The 17533-nt window shown below is 36.0% G+C and carries 15 protein-coding genes and 8 tRNA genes; 6 read left to right on the top strand and 17 right to left on the bottom strand.

Annotated features, from left to right (window positions below; genetic code table 11):
* Positions 1-77 precede the first annotated feature (77 nt).
* The 4 genes from AC0L5Q_RS03145 (at position 78) to AC0L5Q_RS03160 (ending at position 2702) form a co-directional block, all read left to right on the top strand.
* A complete protein-coding gene (locus AC0L5Q_RS03145) occupies positions 78-311 on the top strand; it encodes a YejL family protein (protein ID WP_076420755.1) in 234 nt (77 codons plus the stop codon).
* A 34-nt stretch (positions 312-345) separates the two neighbouring features.
* The gene (locus tag AC0L5Q_RS03150; protein WP_473614262.1) at positions 346-2043 is read left to right on the top strand and encodes a DUF3413 domain-containing protein; all 1698 of its coding nucleotides are present in this window, start codon (positions 346-348) and stop codon (positions 2041-2043) included.
* A 145-nt stretch (positions 2044-2188) separates the two neighbouring features.
* A tRNA-Pro gene (locus AC0L5Q_RS03155) sits at positions 2189-2265 on the top strand.
* A 188-nt stretch (positions 2266-2453) separates the two neighbouring features.
* Positions 2454-2702: a DUF3297 family protein gene (locus AC0L5Q_RS03160; RefSeq protein ID WP_473614263.1), complete on the top strand. Its 249-nt coding sequence runs from the start codon at positions 2454-2456 to the stop codon at positions 2700-2702.
* A gap of 60 nt (positions 2703-2762) precedes the next feature.
* Here AC0L5Q_RS03160 and AC0L5Q_RS03165 read toward each other — a convergent pair whose 3' ends face one another.
* From AC0L5Q_RS03165 to AC0L5Q_RS03190, 6 genes are all read right to left on the bottom strand, one after another.
* Positions 2763-3608: a cupin domain-containing protein gene (locus tag AC0L5Q_RS03165; protein WP_473614264.1), complete on the bottom strand. Its 846-nt coding sequence runs from the start codon at positions 3606-3608 to the stop codon at positions 2763-2765.
* A 332-nt stretch (positions 3609-3940) separates the two neighbouring features.
* Positions 3941-5392 (bottom strand): aldehyde dehydrogenase family protein, encoded by a 1452-nt coding sequence (locus tag AC0L5Q_RS03170; RefSeq protein WP_473614265.1) that lies wholly within the window; start codon positions 5390-5392, stop codon positions 3941-3943.
* A 19-nt stretch (positions 5393-5411) separates the two neighbouring features.
* Entirely contained in the window at positions 5412-6167 is a 756-nt protein-coding gene (locus AC0L5Q_RS03175; protein ID WP_473614266.1) for an SDR family NAD(P)-dependent oxidoreductase, read from the bottom strand.
* A 33-nt stretch (positions 6168-6200) separates the two neighbouring features.
* Positions 6201-7010: a glutathione S-transferase family protein gene (locus tag AC0L5Q_RS03180; protein WP_473614267.1), complete on the bottom strand. Its 810-nt coding sequence runs from the start codon at positions 7008-7010 to the stop codon at positions 6201-6203.
* A gap of 23 nt (positions 7011-7033) precedes the next feature.
* On the bottom strand, positions 7034-7795 hold the full coding sequence (locus AC0L5Q_RS03185; RefSeq protein ID WP_473614268.1) for a glutathione S-transferase family protein: 762 nt from the start codon (positions 7793-7795) through the stop codon (positions 7034-7036).
* Positions 7796-7880: 85 nt separating this feature from the next.
* Entirely contained in the window at positions 7881-10205 is a 2325-nt protein-coding gene (locus tag AC0L5Q_RS03190; protein ID WP_473614269.1) for a TonB-dependent receptor, read from the bottom strand.
* A 338-nt stretch (positions 10206-10543) separates the two neighbouring features.
* Here AC0L5Q_RS03190 and gorA point away from each other — a divergent pair, with 338 nt between their 5' ends.
* A complete protein-coding gene (gene gorA, locus AC0L5Q_RS03195; protein ID WP_473614270.1) occupies positions 10544-11899 on the top strand; it encodes a glutathione-disulfide reductase in 1356 nt (451 codons plus the stop codon).
* A 210-nt stretch (positions 11900-12109) separates the two neighbouring features.
* Here gorA and AC0L5Q_RS03200 read toward each other — a convergent pair.
* The 11 genes from AC0L5Q_RS03200 to AC0L5Q_RS03250 form a co-directional block, all read right to left on the bottom strand.
* Positions 12110-12195 (bottom strand) — tRNA-Leu (locus AC0L5Q_RS03200).
* Positions 12196-12313: 118 nt separating this feature from the next.
* Positions 12314-12399 (bottom strand) — tRNA-Leu (locus AC0L5Q_RS03205).
* Positions 12400-12459: 60 nt separating this feature from the next.
* Positions 12460-12535, bottom strand: a tRNA-Gly gene (locus AC0L5Q_RS03210).
* A 39-nt stretch (positions 12536-12574) separates the two neighbouring features.
* Positions 12575-12650 (bottom strand) — tRNA-Gly (locus AC0L5Q_RS03215).
* Between the two features lie 70 nt (positions 12651-12720).
* Positions 12721-12806 (bottom strand) — tRNA-Leu (locus tag AC0L5Q_RS03220).
* 4 nt (positions 12807-12810) lie between these two features.
* Positions 12811-12884 (bottom strand) — tRNA-Cys (locus AC0L5Q_RS03225).
* A gap of 55 nt (positions 12885-12939) precedes the next feature.
* A tRNA-Gly gene (locus AC0L5Q_RS03230) sits at positions 12940-13015 on the bottom strand.
* 145 nt (positions 13016-13160) lie between these two features.
* Positions 13161-13742, bottom strand: a complete 582-nt coding sequence (pgsA, locus tag AC0L5Q_RS03235) for a CDP-diacylglycerol--glycerol-3-phosphate 3-phosphatidyltransferase (RefSeq protein WP_473614271.1) — start codon at positions 13740-13742, stop codon at positions 13161-13163.
* A 55-nt stretch (positions 13743-13797) separates the two neighbouring features.
* Positions 13798-15645: an excinuclease ABC subunit UvrC gene (gene uvrC / locus AC0L5Q_RS03240; RefSeq protein WP_473614272.1), complete on the bottom strand. Its 1848-nt coding sequence runs from the start codon at positions 15643-15645 to the stop codon at positions 13798-13800.
* A gap of 2 nt (positions 15646-15647) precedes the next feature.
* Positions 15648-16292 carry a UvrY/SirA/GacA family response regulator transcription factor gene (gene uvrY, locus AC0L5Q_RS03245; RefSeq protein ID WP_473614273.1) on the bottom strand — a complete coding sequence of 215 codons (645 nt, stop codon included), beginning with the start codon at positions 16290-16292 and terminating at the stop codon, positions 15648-15650.
* A 145-nt stretch (positions 16293-16437) separates the two neighbouring features.
* Positions 16438-16698 carry a hypothetical protein gene (locus AC0L5Q_RS03250; protein ID WP_473614274.1) on the bottom strand — a complete coding sequence of 87 codons (261 nt, stop codon included), beginning with the start codon at positions 16696-16698 and terminating at the stop codon, positions 16438-16440.
* A gap of 169 nt (positions 16699-16867) precedes the next feature.
* On the opposite strand from AC0L5Q_RS03250, the gene fabA reads away from it, so the two are divergent.
* Positions 16868-17383 carry a bifunctional 3-hydroxydecanoyl-ACP dehydratase/trans-2-decenoyl-ACP isomerase gene (gene fabA / locus AC0L5Q_RS03255; RefSeq protein ID WP_076419921.1) on the top strand — a complete coding sequence of 172 codons (516 nt, stop codon included), beginning with the start codon at positions 16868-16870 and terminating at the stop codon, positions 17381-17383.
* Positions 17384-17533 lie beyond the last annotated feature (150 nt).

Genomic DNA, 17533 nt, shown 5'->3' on the forward strand with positions numbered 1-17533 from the left:
GTAATGGTCAGTTTTATATTGTTTGGGCATTTGATAAACTAGCCGCAGTTAATCATTTGCAAAATTAAGTATTAAAGATGCCTATTGTATCCAAGTATTCAAACGAACGTGTAGAAAAAATCATTCAAAATCTATTTGATGTCCTCATTAATGAAGAAGCAACTCCTGATTTAGCACTTATGTGTTTAGGAAATACCCTTACTGAAATTATCAATAAACAAGTGCCTGAAAGTAAACGTGAAGCTGTTGTTGCTAACTTTACACAAGCGCTAAAACAAACCGTTGAACAACAAAATAAACAATCAAATTAATTTTAACAACAAAATCAGAGAATAAATATAACCAATGGTTTCATTTGAGTCTAAATCATACAGTAAACGTCTTTTACATTTAATTAGTTGGAGCCATTGGTTTACTTTTTTTAACGTTTTTCTCGCAATATTGTTATCGTCATTTTATGTATTTGGTGAAAAAACACCAGATACGGTGATCGGACACTTATACCTATATACCACATGGGCAAGCCATATGGGGTTTTTAACCTTTATGGGGTTTGTGTTAATTATATTCCCGATCATATTAATTTATCCCAAAACGCAGTTTATTAGAGTAACCGCGTCACTCATTTTCACAGGAGCATTATTTCTCTTATTATTAGATGCTTTTGTTTTTATACGTTTGGGTTATCACTTAAATGCCTCTTCAAGTGATCAAATTATTCTACTTATCAGCAATATGATTGCTCATAACAGCTTGAAATTTTGGGTTATATCAGGCTCTGTTGCTTTGCTACTTTTAAGCATAGAACTTACTTTAAGTAATTACGCCTGGAAACACTTAAAAGAGTTACAACGTGTACCTTATGCAAAGTATGTAGTGCATGTTTTAGTTGCATCGTTTTTTATTAGCCATTTTACGCATATTTGGGCTGATGCTAAATGGAATTATGATGTGTTGAAACAAGATACCGTTTTACCACTTTCGTATCCGTCTACCGCTAAAACATTGTTAACCAAATACGAATTATTTGATGCTGAAAACTACGTGGAAAATAAAGAAAGTGCTTTATCGTTAAAGCACAAAGTAAGCGAATATCCAAGATTAACGCAACAATGTATTGTTAATGAAAAACCTAAGCAATCAGTCTTTATGGTATTAACTCAGTCTATGTTAACGGATAATCAAATAGCGGGGTTTTCTTTAAAATCTATAAGTTCAAATGTTAACTTAACAAGGCATATAGATAACGCGTTACCTGTAAACTCTTGGTTTAACTTATTTTATAGCTTACCCACTATTTATAAAAATGATATTTTATCTCAAGATATAAAACCGTTATTATTTCAAGAAATAGAGCGTAGAGGCTTATCGTCGGATCTTACCGTTGTATCTAATAGCCCATCAAGTATTGAAACATTATGGTTTAAAGAGTGGTTTGATAATACTTATGAGTTAACAGGTGTATCGTCACTTATATTTAGCTCTAATGAAAAAAGTTTTACAGAAAAACTTAATCAATTAAATGCTGGTTTACATGTGTTTTATTTTGATGATGAAAGCACAGCTCAAGCTGAATTATTTATAGACGCGCTACTATTATCTCAACGTCAAAAAAGTGTAAAAGACATTGTTTTTGTCAGTTCAATTGGCAATAAAAATATACAAGACAGTTTATCTATTAAACCTTCTCTATTAGTAATACCTGAAAGAAACAGCGATAAATTAAAACGCCTAACAAGCCATATGGATATTCAGCCAACGTTATTAAGTGAGTGGCTTAACTGTAAAGCTAGCGCTCAAAAAATTGTTAACGGACAAAACATACTTACGGTGAAGTCGAACCGTGTTATTGCTAATACGATTGAGTCAGGCATTATTGTTTTTAATAAAGATAAGTCGGTATTTATTGATAAAAATGGCGAGTTTCAAAGTTATTCAAGACAATTGCAAAAACCTATTTCTGTAAACACAGATTTTCCATTAATGATTGATGGTGTTAACTTTATTAAACGCTTTAATAAACCTTTAGCCGAAACAGATTAATTCATAAGCAATAATTCGATAGAATTTATGGGGTAGCATATTATTTAGCCAGTTGAAACTATATGCCTTTAATTTACATTGCATTCGTTTTATAAATCATTAATATGTACGCAGCGAACAGTTAGCCCTCATATGTTTGCTTATTCGGGGTGTAGCGCAGCTTGGTAGCGCGTGCGTCTGGGGGACGTGAGGTCACAAGTTCGAATCTTGTCACTCCGACCATACAAAAATAAAGCCGCTTAAAATATAATTTTAAGCGGCTTTATTATTTCTCGTTCTGTACAACTTATAACGGTGAAATTAGTATAAAGTAAAACCCCTATCACTAAATTCTACAGCAGTTCTTGAGCGTTAGGCTTATCTTGTCTACAATAGCGCACTTTTTTATTTTCTTACTTCAGGCAAAAAATATGAATGATACTAAATCGCTTCCAGATTTACCTGATCGCCTTTCAGGTAATCCACGTAGCCCACACCATGTAGAAGAAATTTTCGAACATACTATTGGTATTAAACTTAATGGTAAGCAACATTTTAATGTGGAAGAATACTGCATTAGCGAAGGTTGGATAAAAATCCCCTCTCCTAAAGCGTTAGATCGTAGAGGTCAGCCACTTTTAATTACTTTAAAAGGCACTGTTGAAGCTTTTTATAGTTAAGCCGTTGATAGGCCTAAATAGATTTAGGCCTATTTAACCTGAACTTGGGTAACCTAGTCCTTAAAAAGGTTCAGGCAACCATTCTTTCTTACCTATACTTTGTAAACGTTCAGGTAAAATAGGTTCATAATCGGGATCAAAAGTAAAAGGATACAACTCTTGTGACCAATGATTAATATGTTCGCCGCCAACAAAACGGATGAGTAATACCGCTCCAGTTCGTGAACCATATGGGCCGTGTGGTATTTCAGGTGGTCGCCAAAAATAGGCACCCGTTCGCATAACACCATGCTCACCAGCTAACGATCCTGTAACACAAAAAGATTCTTCCACGGTTGGATGGGACTCTTTAGGGCCTTTCCATTGCTGCGGATAAGTTTGTGGCGACACCATATAAAGAAATGTTTTTGCTTTAGTTGAAGGATCTATTCTTAATATTTTACGACCAAAGTCTAAATGCAGTAGTTTTTCATCTTGTACGCCTTTATCCCATTGCATATCAAAGCTGTTTATTCCTTCTATAGCATCTTTTTTCATTACAGGTAAAGGGTCGCCATATTGATAGTAAATAGGCTGAGGTGACTGGTCGATAAAACGTATTAATACGGTATATTTATTAGCTTTTACAGTTTTTCGTAAATAGCTTGCGGGAAAATATCCATAATACCCTTCAGTATAACGGATCTTATTAATTTCAATTTCGCCCTTAAGAACAAAAAACTCTTCTTCAGATGCTAACCAATAAGCCTCCTCTTCAAGCCAGTTTTTTTTATATTTAAAAACACCTGTGGTTGCTTGAGTTTTTTGATCAACACTCAGTTCTTTATATTGAACATCACATTGAAAAGGACATGACTGCCATGGTAATACTTGCGATTGAATAAATTCTATATGTTCTCTAGACACGTTAATTTCCAGCACATTATAAAGAAGTAAAGCAATGGTAGGTTATTGAAGCAAGATAATGTTTGATACGTATCAATATATAATGCTTTTTATAAGGGAGCGACCATTATAAAAAGCATTACATTGCCTTGAATTGATATCGCTCAAGCACTCTGAAATAAGCATCTTGATTGGTATTTAAGAGTGTTAGAATGGTAATAGGTATATTAGAATGCCTGAAACTATTTAAAAAAATAACTAAAAGCATTCTTTTGTAAAAGTGTTATTACTCGTAATACGCAAGTAACTGAAGTAATAACACTATACCCCAAGCTGTAGTATGTTATTCCATCTTAATTTTGAATGGTAACCCATTTTATTTCAGTAAACAGCTCAATATCAGCTTCCGTACCTTCTCTACCAATACCACTATCGCCAACACCACCAAACGGTACATGTGCTTCATCTGATATTGTAGGGCTATTGATATGGCACATACCAGCTTCAATAGAATTTGCAAATTCCATCGCTTTATGAAGATTGCTGGTATAAATAGCGGAGCTTAAACCGTAAATACTATCGTTAGCTTTTGCTAATGCTTCTTCGAAAGAATCCACTTCATATACACTAACAACAGGTCCAAACGTCTCTTCTTTACATACGTTCATTTCTTCTGTCACGTTAAGTAAAATGGTTGGTTCACAACGATTTCCAATCCAAGTTCCACCTGCTGCAACAGTTGCACCTTTACTTACCGCATCGTCTATATGTGATTTGATACGCTCACGTTGCCTTGGTGTTATAATTGGTCCAATAATAGTCTCAGGGTCACGTAAGTCACCACGCCCTATTTTAGATGCAAATTGTGCATACATTTCAATAAACTTAGGGTAAACACCTTTCTCTACATAAACACGGCTTGAACCAATACACGCTTGACCTTGATGCATGAAAATACCACGTAATGCCCCTGTAACGGCTTCTTTTAGATTAGCGTCATCTAAAACAACTAATGGGCTTTTACCACCAAGTTCTAGTGTTACCGGCTTGTTGTGTTCTGCACACAATTTTTGAATATGCTTACCCACAACGGTAGAACCAGTAAATGTAACCGCTTTAATTAATGGATGAGTTGTTAAGCTATCACCTATTTTAAAACCATTACCAGGTATTACGTTTACAGCACCTGCAGGAAAGCCCGCATCAGCTAATAATTCAGCAAAACGCAATGCAAGTACAGGGGTCATTTCTGATGGCAATAAAACAACAGTACAGCCTGTAGCTAATGCATTAGCACATAGTCTAACCGCTTTAATTAATGGTACATTAAAAGGCGTTATAACAGCGGCTACACCACGTGGTTTACGTAATGTCATGCTTAATTTACCAGGGTAGTCGGTAGGTAAAGTTTTCCCTGAAACTTGACGCACCATACCAGCAGCAGCTCTTAAAAATGTTACCGACTTTTCTGCTTCGAACGTAGCTTTGCGATAAGTAGAACCGGCTTCATCGATTAAAATATCTTTAAATTCTTCTATACGCTCATCTAATAATTCAGCAGCTTTAACAAGTAATTTTTCACGTTCTTTAGCGCTTGTTTTTCCATATGTTTGAAATGCTTCATGTGCTGAACGAATTGCAGTATCAACATCCGTTACCGTAGTTTCTGCTACTTTTCTATATAGGCTATCATCTAAAGGGTTAAGTACATCAAATACTCCACCATCAGACGCTTCTACTGGTTTGTTATCAATCCAAATTCCATCATAATTTTCACTTAGATTACCAGTATTAAATTTACTCATGTTTTTCTCCAACATATTATTAGTAGTTTAGCGCACCGCCGTCTACGTTCAGACATTGTCCTGTAATAAAATCACTACTTTCACTAGCAAGATGATAAAGCGTACCTAAAAGATCTTCAGGTAACATTTCACGCTTTATTACTCTAGCTGCCAACGTTGGTGCTTTTGCTTTACCTAATTGCTGATGATTTTTTACACCTTCACTTTCAGTTAAGCCAACTAAAATACAATTAACATGAATATTATCTTGGCCCAATTCAGCCGCTAAAGCTCTAGTTTGTCCAACTATAGCTCCTTTAGATGTTACGTAATGGCTGAACATTGGAGCACCTCTTAAAAAGGTTCCTGAAGAAATATTTATAATTTTTCCTCGACCATTTTTACGCATACTAGGTACTATTGCTTTAGCACACTGAAAAGGCCCTCTAACATTTACTTTCATCACTAAATCCCACTCATCTTCCGAGATTTCAGTAAACGGTTTCAGTGTTAAACTCGCAAATATTGCTGCATTATTAATTAATATTTCAATAGGCCCAAACTTTGCTTCAGTTAAAGCGACTAGATCATTAAGAGAGTCGTTACTAGTTACATCAGTTATACAACCTAATGCTTCGCCACCTTCGGCAATGATCTCGTCTACAACATCTTTTGGGTCAGATACATCGGCTAAAACTACTTTTGCACCTTGTGAAGCTAAACCTTTGGCATAAGCAGCTCCTATGCCCTGAGCTGCCCCTGTAATAACGGCTACTTTTCCTTCAAATTGTTTCATTTTATCACCTACATTTTCAGTTCATTAATATAACTACATACCGATTATACGTTTTACATCTGGCCAACTCTGAGCACCAAAATCTGCAAGATCTTTTGTTAACTCTGGTGGACACCACTCTAGAAATGAAGAGTTAAAACTAGGTCTGCTTTTAATGTTATTGAACCATTGGGTTACTTTGGGAAAACGTCCATTTTCCCACATACCCGACATGCTCAACATATCTAAGCGGTTTATATAAGGAGTTAAAGCAATATCAGCTAAAGAAAACTCTTCACCTGCTAACCAAGTATTATGAGTTAGTGCTTCTTCCATTTTCTTTAAATAGCCATCATAAAGTCTTATGGTATCTTCAATGCCTGGAGCTTCAAATCCTTCTACTACGATTTGTTTTTTACGCTCTTTCCACTTAGAAGTTACTGATTGATCAGGTGTACTACTTAAAAATTCTTTTAATTTTTCTTCACCTAAACGTCTAATAATATGGCGATGGCAACATACAAAAGTAAGTTCACCACAAGCAGGATGTAATTGTTCATCAACAGCTTTTGTCCATATTCGCATTTGTGTACGATCATAAGCCGATTTAGGTTTCAAATTAGGACCAGGAAACACTTCATCAACATATTCACAAATAACAGTAGATTCATTTATCACTTGACCATCATGAATAAGTGAAGGCACTACCGCCTTAGGGTTTATTTTCATATATTCTTCGGTAAACTGTTCCCCTTTCAATATGTCAATATAATGAGAGTTGTCTACTTGTACTTCTTTTTCAGTTAATGCAAATCTAACTTTTGCTGCACATACTGACGAACCATGATGGTATAAATCGATCATAACTTTTCCTCTTAAATTTTGAGCTAAAATGTTGGACACCAGTCCAAAACACCTTTTTTAAAACTTTCACGCACGGCTATTTTTTCAGCCCACGCTTCAACTTCGGGAAATTCATTAAAAGAAAAACCTGCGCCTTTTAATGTAAAATGTAATGGGACCCACGCGACATCAGCTAAGGAAAAACTTTCCCCTGCCAACCACGTTTGATCTTTTAATATCTCGTTAGCTTTATAAAAAAAATCTTTTATAATGCTTTCTGCTTGATTGATTTCTTCGTCTGAAAAACCATTATCACTGCTACTAACATCATGAAATCTTAGTAATTCAGTGTTAGTTTGTAAGCTTTTATATTTTTGTTCTTGCTCTTTACTCATCTGCATTTTTCCACGTATTTTTTTATAATAAATATACGTTTTAATTGCTTTTACATGAATTTCAATTGCAGAGCTCAACCACCACTTCATAGTATTTAAATCACTTAAATTTTTAGGACAGAGCGGAACTTCAGGAAATTGAGCATCTAAATATTCAATAATATCGTCAGACTCTATAATCACTTTTCCATCATGAACAAGTGTTGGAACAACCCCATTAGGGTTAATACCAAAGTATTCTTCAGTTATATGTTCTCTCTTCACTAAGTCTAGATGGTGACTTACCCAAGCAAGTTTTTTTTCTTCGAGCACAATACGTACTCGCATAGAACAATTAGAAATTCCTGCATGATATAAATGCAACCCTTTCAACTCAGTAACGGGTTTATAAGTAGGTGTAATAATAGGCATAAATACCTCAACTCGTTTATTAAAATTAAGGCTTTGAAAATTTACATGATTCAAAGCCTTAATTCTTATATTAATGCTCTACTTATTAGTAACGAAACTTCACTTTAAGCATAATTTCACGAGGAGGCGACATAGCCGCAAGAATGTTAGGCCCTGAAGGTACGCCCCAAGCCATTATTTTCTCGTTTGTTAAGTTTTTACCTACTAACGAAATAACAATATCTTCATCTGGCGAAATAAAGCGCATACTTGCATTGTACGTTTCATAAGAGTCTTGTTTAACGGTGGGTTTATACGTTATATCAGTATATACATCGCCTGACATGGCTATATCAGTACGTGCACTAAAGTCCCAAAAGCCATCAAAAATATCATCCACATAAAACTCAGCAAATACTGCACCTTTAGTTTTTGGAGCGTAAATTAACGGTTGACCACTTAAATCACATACACCACTTGAGTTACGGAAAGAGTCATCACAATCAGCTGCACCAACAAAAGAATCATAAGTCGCGTCGGTATAAGCGAAGTTACCACCGAAAGTCCAGTTATCATGAGCGTACCACATGAGTTCTAGCTCTACCCCTTCACTTGTACTATCGGCTGCATTTCCTACAGTAAATTGCGCTACAGAACCGGCTAACTGAGTAGCAAGTTGAAGACCTTCAATATCCATACTAAATGCTGTAATGTTTAAATTTAACGTACCATCTAACCATGAACTTTTACTACCAATTTCAAAGCTAGTTACAACTTCTGGATCAAATTCAATTTCAGCATCCTGTTCATCAATTCGATCACTAAATCCACCCGTTTTATGACCTTGAGAATAAGTAGCAAAAAGGTTTATGTCGTCGGTTGGCTCCCATTGAAAGGTAAATGATGGTGTAAATTTACTTTCGCTGTGAGTTTCAGTGCGATTAACTTCATCTCCCTCATCTGGGTGTAAAAGATTTTGAGTTTGGTACTCATTTATGTATCGTCTAAAGGCAAAATCTTTTTCTTCTGTTGCCCAACGACCACCAAAAATAAAGGTCATATCATCAGTAAATTTCCATCGAGCTTGACCAAAAACAGCAAAGGTTTCTGTATCTTGAGTCCATGGTTCTTCTTCTGTGATTTTTGCTCCACCAAGAGCGGGCAAGTTAAAATGAGACGTTTGATCACGCGCTAGACTACTATCTTCGTAATAAAATCCAACAATATAATCAAACGTATCGCTTTCTAATGAAGTGAAGCGAACTTCTTGACTAAAACCGTCATATTCTTCTTCACGAATGGCTCTAAATAGATTTGCTAGCCCCATGTCTAAACCATGAAATTTATGTGAGTATTCATAGTTTTGCACAGCAGAAACAAAAGTTAAGGTACCTGCGTCAAATTCATGATCCACATTTAATGTTACGTTTGTAGATTCTTGGTCGCGAGATGGACAGAATGAGCCATTATCTTCACCTGTAATTACATCTAATGCTGGACCACAATTATAATGTACTACCCAATCTAAAGCAGGTTCAGTTATTGTGCTACCATCAGCTCCAGATGCATTAGCTAAACTTTGCCATACTTGTAATGGAGGCCCACCTAAGGCATTGATTTCAGCCGCATCAGAACCGAATTCCTCAAGTTTAAAATATTCTAATTTTAATTTTACGGTAGTTTGATCAGAGGCCTGCCAAGCAAACTTGCTACGTACACCATAATCTTTACGATCAGCTCCGTCAGGGCCATCCATTGTATTAATGTAATAACCTTCTTTATCACGGTACATTACTGCTAATCGACCATCAACGGTATCACTAAGGGCTCCAGTTACAAAACCAGAAATCTCTTTAGTTCCACCATTAGTTTCAAATGTACTGGCTGAAAGATCTAACCCGTAGCTAAAGTCACTTTCAGGGTTAGCTGTTCGTAAAATCATGGCACCAGCCGCTGTGTTTTTCCCGAACAAAGTACCTTGAGGCCCTCTAAGTACTTCTATCGCATCAACATCCATTAATGGATGAAGGTTAATTGCCGCGCGGCTAATATATACATCATCAGCAAAACGCCCAACAGACTGTTCAATAGAGTGAGATGTTCCGCCGCCTAGACCACGTACATAAAGATTAGGAAGAATACCAGCACTATTAATTTCAAAGTTAGGTATTAGAATAGATAAGTCTTCAACATCGTTTATACCGACTTTTTCTATAGTATCAGCCGTTACAGCCGCAACCGATACGGGTACATCTTGTATCGTGGCAGGTCTTTTAGTTGCATTGATTTGAATAACTTCTATAGCCTTAACTCTTGAAGTGTCTTCAGTCTCCTGAGCGATTGCCTGATTAACCGCTATAGATGTAGCAGATAGCGCCAATCCATATCCTACATTTGTAATAATTTGTTTTGATATTTTTATTATTTTCATTCTTTTTATTCCCCGATAGAGTTTTATAGAATTCTTATTAGTTTCAAACATGCAATATGTCTTAACTACCATTAATCTAATATATTCGGCATTTAGTATGAAAATGATATGTAGTTACCAGACCATGAATATTATTTGAAGGTGATTGACAATATGCTAGTTATTTTATCTATTGCACTAAGCTGAGTAGGCTATATAACCATTCAATAATAGGTCAGTGATAACGTGATATCTTTTTGTTACACCAACTTAACTTTAGTTTAGTTTATTTGATAATCAATAATTGTTGGTTCTTACTCAGTAACTTTTATTTAATTTATAATTTTAGGGGAAACGTAATGACACAGCATTTTGACTATATCGCTATTGGTGGCGGAAGCGGAGGTATAGCCTCTGCTAACCGAGCAGCTTTACATGGTAAAAAAGTAGCTATAATAGAAGCCAAAACTGTTGGGGGAACCTGTGTAAACGTAGGTTGTGTGCCAAAAAAGGCTATGTGGTATGCAGGACAAATTGCCGATGCATTAAAATACTCTGCTGACTATGGTTTTAAGGTAGTTAACAACGGATACAACTGGTCAACAATGGTAAAAAACCGTGAAGAGTACATCCAACGAATACATGCAGCTTACGGAAGAGGGTTTGAAAAAAACAAGGTTACTTTAATTAAAGGTTTTGCCAAATTCATTGACAAAAATACACTTAATGTTGATGGAAAAATTTACACTGCCGACCATATTTTAATTGCTACTGGCGGACGCCCACAGATCCCAAATATTGAAGGTGCCGAATACGGAATAGATTCAGACGGCTTTTTTGCTTTAACAGAACAACCTAAAAGTGTAGTCGTCGTGGGGGCTGGCTATATTGCCGTTGAGCTTGCTGGTGTTTTTCATGCGTTAGGAACAAAAACAGATTTAGTTATTCGTAAAGATAAACCCTTACGCAGCTTTGATCCTATGCTCAGTGATACATTGGTAGAACAAATGGCTAAACATGGCCCTACTCTTCATAAAAACTCGACTCCAAAACGTATTGAAAAACATGATGACGGGCAAGTAACGATCCACTTTACTAATGGGAAATCATTAGGTCCAGTCGACAAACTTATTTGGGCGATAGGACGTATACCCGCAACCGATGGAATAAACTTAGCAGCGGCTGGTATCGAAACCGATGCACAGGGTTTTATTCCAACCGATAAATATCAAAATACAAATATTCATAATATTTATGCTGTGGGTGATAACACCGGACGTATTCAATTAACCCCTACAGCCGTTGCCGCAGGGCGTCGTTTATCAGAACGACTATTCAATAATAAACTTGATCTGCATTTAGATTACAATAACGTAGCTACGGTAGTATTTAGTCACCCTGTTATTAGTACCGTAGGTTTATCTGAACCTGAAGCAATTGAAAAATACGGTGAAGAAAATGTGAAAGTATATACCTCGCAATTTACAGCACTTTATCAAGCGATAACTGAAGACTATCGAGACCCTACTCGTATGAAACTTGTATGTTTAGGTAAAGAAGAAAAGATAATAGGCATTCATTCTATTGGTTTTGGTAGTGACGAGTTATTACAAGGTTTTGCTGTTGCGCTGAAAATGGGAGCAACTAAAGCAGATTTTGATAATACCATTGCTATCCATCCTACGTCAGCTGAAGAATTTGTAACCATGACATAATTTAAAATCATACTACTTTCATGAATAATACCAGCTTGCTCAATAAGTTTTTGAAAGTTGGTATTATATTAAGGATAAATGAATTAGCGGAACTGATACAGCTTGAATAGTAGAGTGTAAATAAGATTTGTAGCGAGATGATATTAGCTGTCAACGGCTAAGAGTTATAATCGTTTAGTAAAATAATAAAAATGTCTTTTCTGTAAAATATGGTACCCGGAGACGGACTTGAACCGTCACGCTCTATGAGCGAGGGATTTTAAATCCCTTGTGTCTACCAATTCCACCACCCGGGCATCGGGAAAAGCATTTTTTATAGTAGAGATTGGTTCCCTACTTATATTAAATAAAGATAAATTTATTTAATATGAATTTTAACTAAAATAGTATATTTACACTTCAAAGAAATGAAGATGGTACCCGGAGACGGACTTGAACCGTCACGCTCTATGAGCGAGGGATTTTAAATCCCTTGTGTCTACCAATTCCACCACCCGGGCATCGGGAAAAGCATTTTTTATAGTAGAGATTGGTTCCCTACTCCATCGTAAAATGGAAGTTGGAGCGGCTAACGAGACTCGAACTCGTGACATTCACGTTGGCAACGTGATGCTCTACCAACTGAGCTACAGCCGCTTCACATCATAAGTAAACTTATAACATTTTGTAAAAGATTGGAGCGGCTAACGAGACTCGAACTCGTGACATTCACGTTGGCAACGTGATGCTCTACCAACTGAGCTACAGCCGCGCACATCTTTTACTTTTCAAACACCTACATACGCCAATATGTAGTCTTTACCCAACCTGCAATAATGAAATGGTACCCGGAGACGGACTTGAACCGTCACGCTCTATGAGCGAGGGATTTTAAATCCCTTGTGTCTACCAATTCCACCACCCGGGCATTATGGAGGCGGGTCCCGGAGTCGAACCGAGGTCCACGGATTTGCAATCCGCTGCATAGCCATTCTGCCAACCCGCCAAATCATTCACTACGAGTTGAGTAGTATTTCCTTATATATTCTCTTAAGAGAAATTGGAGCGGCTAACGAGACTCGAACTCGTGACATTCACGTTGGCAACGTGATGCTCTACCAACTGAGCTACAGCCGCTTCATCTGTTGACTCCCTGTCAACTGGAAACGCATTTTACATTGATATTATGATGAGTCAACACTTAAATCCTAAATTTATTTCAAGTGCTCAAAAAGCGGCTTAAATGGTGTTTTTTTAGCTAATACCTTACAAAATATGGTTATTATTTAGCTTTTAGCTCTGGCCAAGCTGCTTTAAAATAACTCCACATTGACGTAAAAGTTAAAATTGTTGCAACAAAATAAAAGCTATAAGTTAAAAACATGAAAAATTCTTGAGGAATATCGAATAAAATAAAAGGAATATCATAAGTCGGTTGCCAAATAAGTCCCATAATGCCTAACATTTGAGCAGCCGTTTTATATTTACCTGAATTAGATACCGCAATAACATCTCTTTTTCCGCGTGAAGACATAAATTCCCGTAAGGCGCTGATAAATATTTCGCGAGAAATCATTAAAGCTGCAGATATAGTGATATACCACACATTATAATCTTCTATTAACATAGCAAGTGCACAAACAACCATTAACTTATCAGCAACGGGGTCGATAAATGCACCAAAAGCTGAAGATTGATTTAAACGTCGAGCTAAGTAACCATCAACAGCATCACTAATGGCGGCAAACCAAAAAACAACAAAAGCACCAAAATGATTCCAAGAAATAGGAAGGTAAAAAACTAGAACAAAAACAGGAATTAATATAATTCTAAATAAGGTAACTTGATTGGGAATAGTCCACATAATCTACTTTTATTTTCACAGCGTTTGAAAGATATCATTTTACACAGATTAAGACTTAATTGTCATGCAGAGCATCATAAATATTTTGAGCCAGTACCTTACTAATACCTGGAACTTTAGTTAAGGTTTCAATATCAGCTGCTAATACTTCTTGCATTCCACCTAAATACTTTAATAAGGCTTGTCTTTTTTTAGCGCCTATTCCCTCAATAGATTCTAATGCTGATTTTTTACTAACTTTTTGACGTTTTGCTCTGTGACCAGCAATAGCAAACCGATGCGACTCATCTCTAATATGCTGTACTAAATGCAAAGCTGGAGATGTTGCAGGTAAAGAAATAAGTTGATGACTCCCCGCTAAAATTAACGTCTCTAATCCAGGCTTACGCGACTCCCCTTTTGCCACACCAACAAGTAACGGTGTTTTATCAAGTTTTAATTCAGCAAAAAATTGTTCAGCCTCTGCCAGCTGCCCTTTACCACCGTCAATAAAAACAATATCAGGCATTTTTTCTAAACTTGCATTCAAATAACGTTTATTCAGAGCAAATGCCATAGCCGCATAATCATCACCGGGTGTAATACCATGCACGTTATAACGCCTGTAATCACTCTTTAAAGGACCGTTTTGATCAAACACAACATTAGACGCGACAGTTTGTTGCCCCATCGTATGGCTAATATCGAAACACTCTAAGCGATTTATACCACCCGTTAGTTCAAATACTTCATTCAATGCAGCAAAACGCGCTTGAATGGACTCTTTTTCACTGTTTTTAGTTAATAATGCATTAGTGGCATTGGTTTGAGCCAGTTTTAAGTATTGTGTTCTTTCCGATCGAACATTGTGTGAAATTTTCACGTCGTTTTCAGCTTGTTCGCTTAACAACTTTTTAAGTTCTTTAATTGATTCAATAGCATGAGGAATAACAATTTCTTTAGGTATACGCGCTGCTTTAAGATCATCACCTAAATAATGTTGACTAATAAAGGCTTCAATAATTTCGCTATCTTCCGTATCAAGAGGCACCGTTGGAAAATAGCTTTTACTACCTAATATTTTTTGGTCGCGAATAAACAAAATATGAATACAGGCTAAATTTCTAATACGGTGTAAACCAACCACATCTAGTTCAGACGCTATACCACTTACATATTGTTGTTGCTGTACTTTTCTTAACGTCGCTATTTGATCTCTATATTTAGCCGCTTTTTCAAATTCGAGTTGGCTACTAGACACTTCCATTTTATGAACAAGCTCTTTGATTACGTCTGAGTTTTTTCCTCTAAGAAATAACTTAGCTAACTTAACTTGCTCGCCGTATTCTTCTTGCGAAATTTGATCGACGCAAGGCGCTGAACAACGTCCCAACTGAAACTGTAAACACGGACGAGAACGCGCTCTATAATAACTGTCTTCACATTGTCGCAACGGAAAAAGCTTCTGCATTAACCTTAAGCTTTCCCACACTGCGCCTACAGTAGGATAAGGGCCAAAGTATTCACCTTTAACTTTTCTACCACCACGGTGTAAACCAAGTTTAGGATGTTTATGATCGGTGATCAGTAAATAAGGATAAGACTTATCGTCTCTTAAAAGAATATTGTATTTAGGTTGGTATTTTTTAATGTAGTTATTTTCTAAAATTAACGCTTCACCTTCCGTGTGCGTTACTGTTACATCAATAACATTAATACGGTTGACTAAAGCTTTAGTTTTATTACTGCCTACATCTTTTCTAAAATAGCTTGCTAACCTTTTTTTAAGGTTTTTAGCTTTGCCAACATAGATAATAGTATTTTTTTGATCATACATCCTATATACCCCTGCTTGTTCACTAACAGAGGATAAAAAGGATTTATGATCAAAAGTTGAATGTTCTAAAGAAGTATTTTCAGACAAGTTTATAGCTTTTCAGTTTTTAACATTCCATGTCGTATAGCCAAATGAGTAAGTTCTACATCATTACCCACATTAAGTTTTTCAAACATTCTATAGCGATAGCTATTAATCGTTTTACTACTTAACATTAATTGTTCAGATATATCTGGAACTTTTTCACCACGCGTTATCATTAGCATTATCTGCAATTCTCTTTCAGATAATAAATTAAACGGGTTTTCTTCTGAAGACTTAAACTGACTTAACGCCATTTGTTGCGCAATATCAGGTGTAATGTATCGTTGGCCACTATGAACCGCACGAATAGCATTAACCATTTCATCAGGTCCAGCACTCTTAGTTAAATAACCAGCAGCACCAATTTGCATAACTTTAGTAGGAATGGGGTCTTCAGTATAAACAGTTAACACAATAATTTTAATATCAGGAGAATAACGAATAATTTTTTTAGTCGCTTCTAAGCCTCCAATACCAGGCATATTCATATCCATTAAAACAACATCAGGTTCATTTTTTCGGCAAAATTGAACAGCCTCTTCACCCGTAGACGCTTCACCGATCACCTTAAGTCCTTTTACTTCATCAAGAATTTTACGGATCCCCGTTCTTACTAATTCATGATCATCAACAAGTAAAACATTAATCAATGCACTAACACCTCAACCTATAAATATAGGATTAAAAAAGAATAAATCATAGCCAACTAGAGTATAAGTAAAATTTAATGTAACACAATAAAATTATTAGATTTTTCGGAAAACAAATAAAAACCAACGTGAATACATTATACAATTATAGTTTATTTTTAGTCAGCCAACTGTTTAATAAACCAATTTGACCATTTTTATATGCTGCGTAAGTCAACCGAACGGCATTACTCATGATCATACTGTCTGACCATTGTGTTTGCTCTGATATCAATTGATAACATTCTAATGCTTCTTGAGATAAGTAACCCCGCATCTCTCTTTTACCTTTTTCTTTTTGTCTTTCTCTATACTTTTTTTGCTTTTCAGCGTTTGTCATCGCCTTTTTTTTAACCACTTCAGTCATAACACAACCTATTTATCCCCTACAATAGGCAATATGGTTACGCATAACCTTAAAAAAGGCAATAAAAATGTGTTTTTTAACAAATCAGAGTTGTTTAGTGTACAAGTGTTCGCTAAAGTAGCGCCCTAAAATTTAATATTAAAGTAATCAAAAGTTGGGATCCTAAATCATGGAACAAAAAAACGCTTACACTAAAGAAGATTTAATAAAAGCAGGTACGGGTGAAATGTTTGGTGAAGGCAATAGCCAGTTACCTTCTGACAACATGCTCATGATGGATCGCATCATAAAAATTAATGAAGACGGCGGTGAACACGGTAAAGGTGAAATTATTGCTGAACTTGATATAAACCCTGACTTATGGTTTTTCGATTGTCATTTCAAAGGCGACCCAGTAATGCCGGGTTGTTTAGGCCTAGATGCCATGTGGCAATTAGTCGGTTTTTACTTAGCATGGTCTGGCGGACCAGGTAGAGGTCGTGCGCTAGGTGTGGGAGAAGTTAAATTTACTGGGCAAGTATTACCTACAGCTAAAAAAGTAACGTATACCATTACCTTTAAACGTGTAATTAAGCGTAAATTATTTATGGGTATTGCTGACGGTACAGTGGCGGTTGACGGAAAAGTAATTTACACCGCTAAAGACTTAAAAGTAGGTTTATTTACAGATACTTCAGCTTTTTAATTCAAACTAGCTTTGTATGCTTTTAAGGATTAATGCTAATCCTGAAAACAAAAAAACACCTTATCTTTAAGGTGTTTTTTTATATCTAATACCAAAACATTAATGAATTGACTTATTTTATACTTGGTATAAGACTTACCCGTTCAATTA

The organism is Pseudocolwellia sp. G5-9 (assembly GCF_055808995.1).

Coding starts and splice junctions, on each gene's coding strand:
- AC0L5Q_RS03145 (WP_076420755.1), top strand. CDS start 78: ATGCCTATTGTATCCAAGTATTCAAACGAACGTGTAGAAAAAATCATT.
- AC0L5Q_RS03150 (WP_473614262.1), top strand. CDS start 346: ATGGTTTCATTTGAGTCTAAATCATACAGTAAACGTCTTTTACATTTA.
- AC0L5Q_RS03160 (WP_473614263.1), top strand. CDS start 2,454: ATGAATGATACTAAATCGCTTCCAGATTTACCTGATCGCCTTTCAGGT.
- AC0L5Q_RS03170 (WP_473614265.1), bottom strand. CDS start 5,392: ATGAGTAAATTTAATACTGGTAATCTAAGTGAAAATTATGATGGAATT.
- AC0L5Q_RS03175 (WP_473614266.1), bottom strand. CDS start 6,167: ATGAAACAATTTGAAGGAAAAGTAGCCGTTATTACAGGGGCAGCTCAG.
- AC0L5Q_RS03180 (WP_473614267.1), bottom strand. CDS start 7,010: ATGATCGATTTATACCATCATGGTTCGTCAGTATGTGCAGCAAAAGTT.
- AC0L5Q_RS03185 (WP_473614268.1), bottom strand. CDS start 7,795: ATGCCTATTATTACACCTACTTATAAACCCGTTACTGAGTTGAAAGGG.
- AC0L5Q_RS03190 (WP_473614269.1), bottom strand. CDS start 10,205: ATGAAAATAATAAAAATATCAAAACAAATTATTACAAATGTAGGATAT.
- gorA (WP_473614270.1), top strand. CDS start 10,544: ATGACACAGCATTTTGACTATATCGCTATTGGTGGCGGAAGCGGAGGT.
- pgsA (WP_473614271.1), bottom strand. CDS start 13,742: ATGTGGACTATTCCCAATCAAGTTACCTTATTTAGAATTATATTAATT.
- AC0L5Q_RS03250 (WP_473614274.1), bottom strand. CDS start 16,698: ATGACTGAAGTGGTTAAAAAAAAGGCGATGACAAACGCTGAAAAGCAA.
- fabA (WP_076419921.1), top strand. CDS start 16,868: ATGGAACAAAAAAACGCTTACACTAAAGAAGATTTAATAAAAGCAGGT.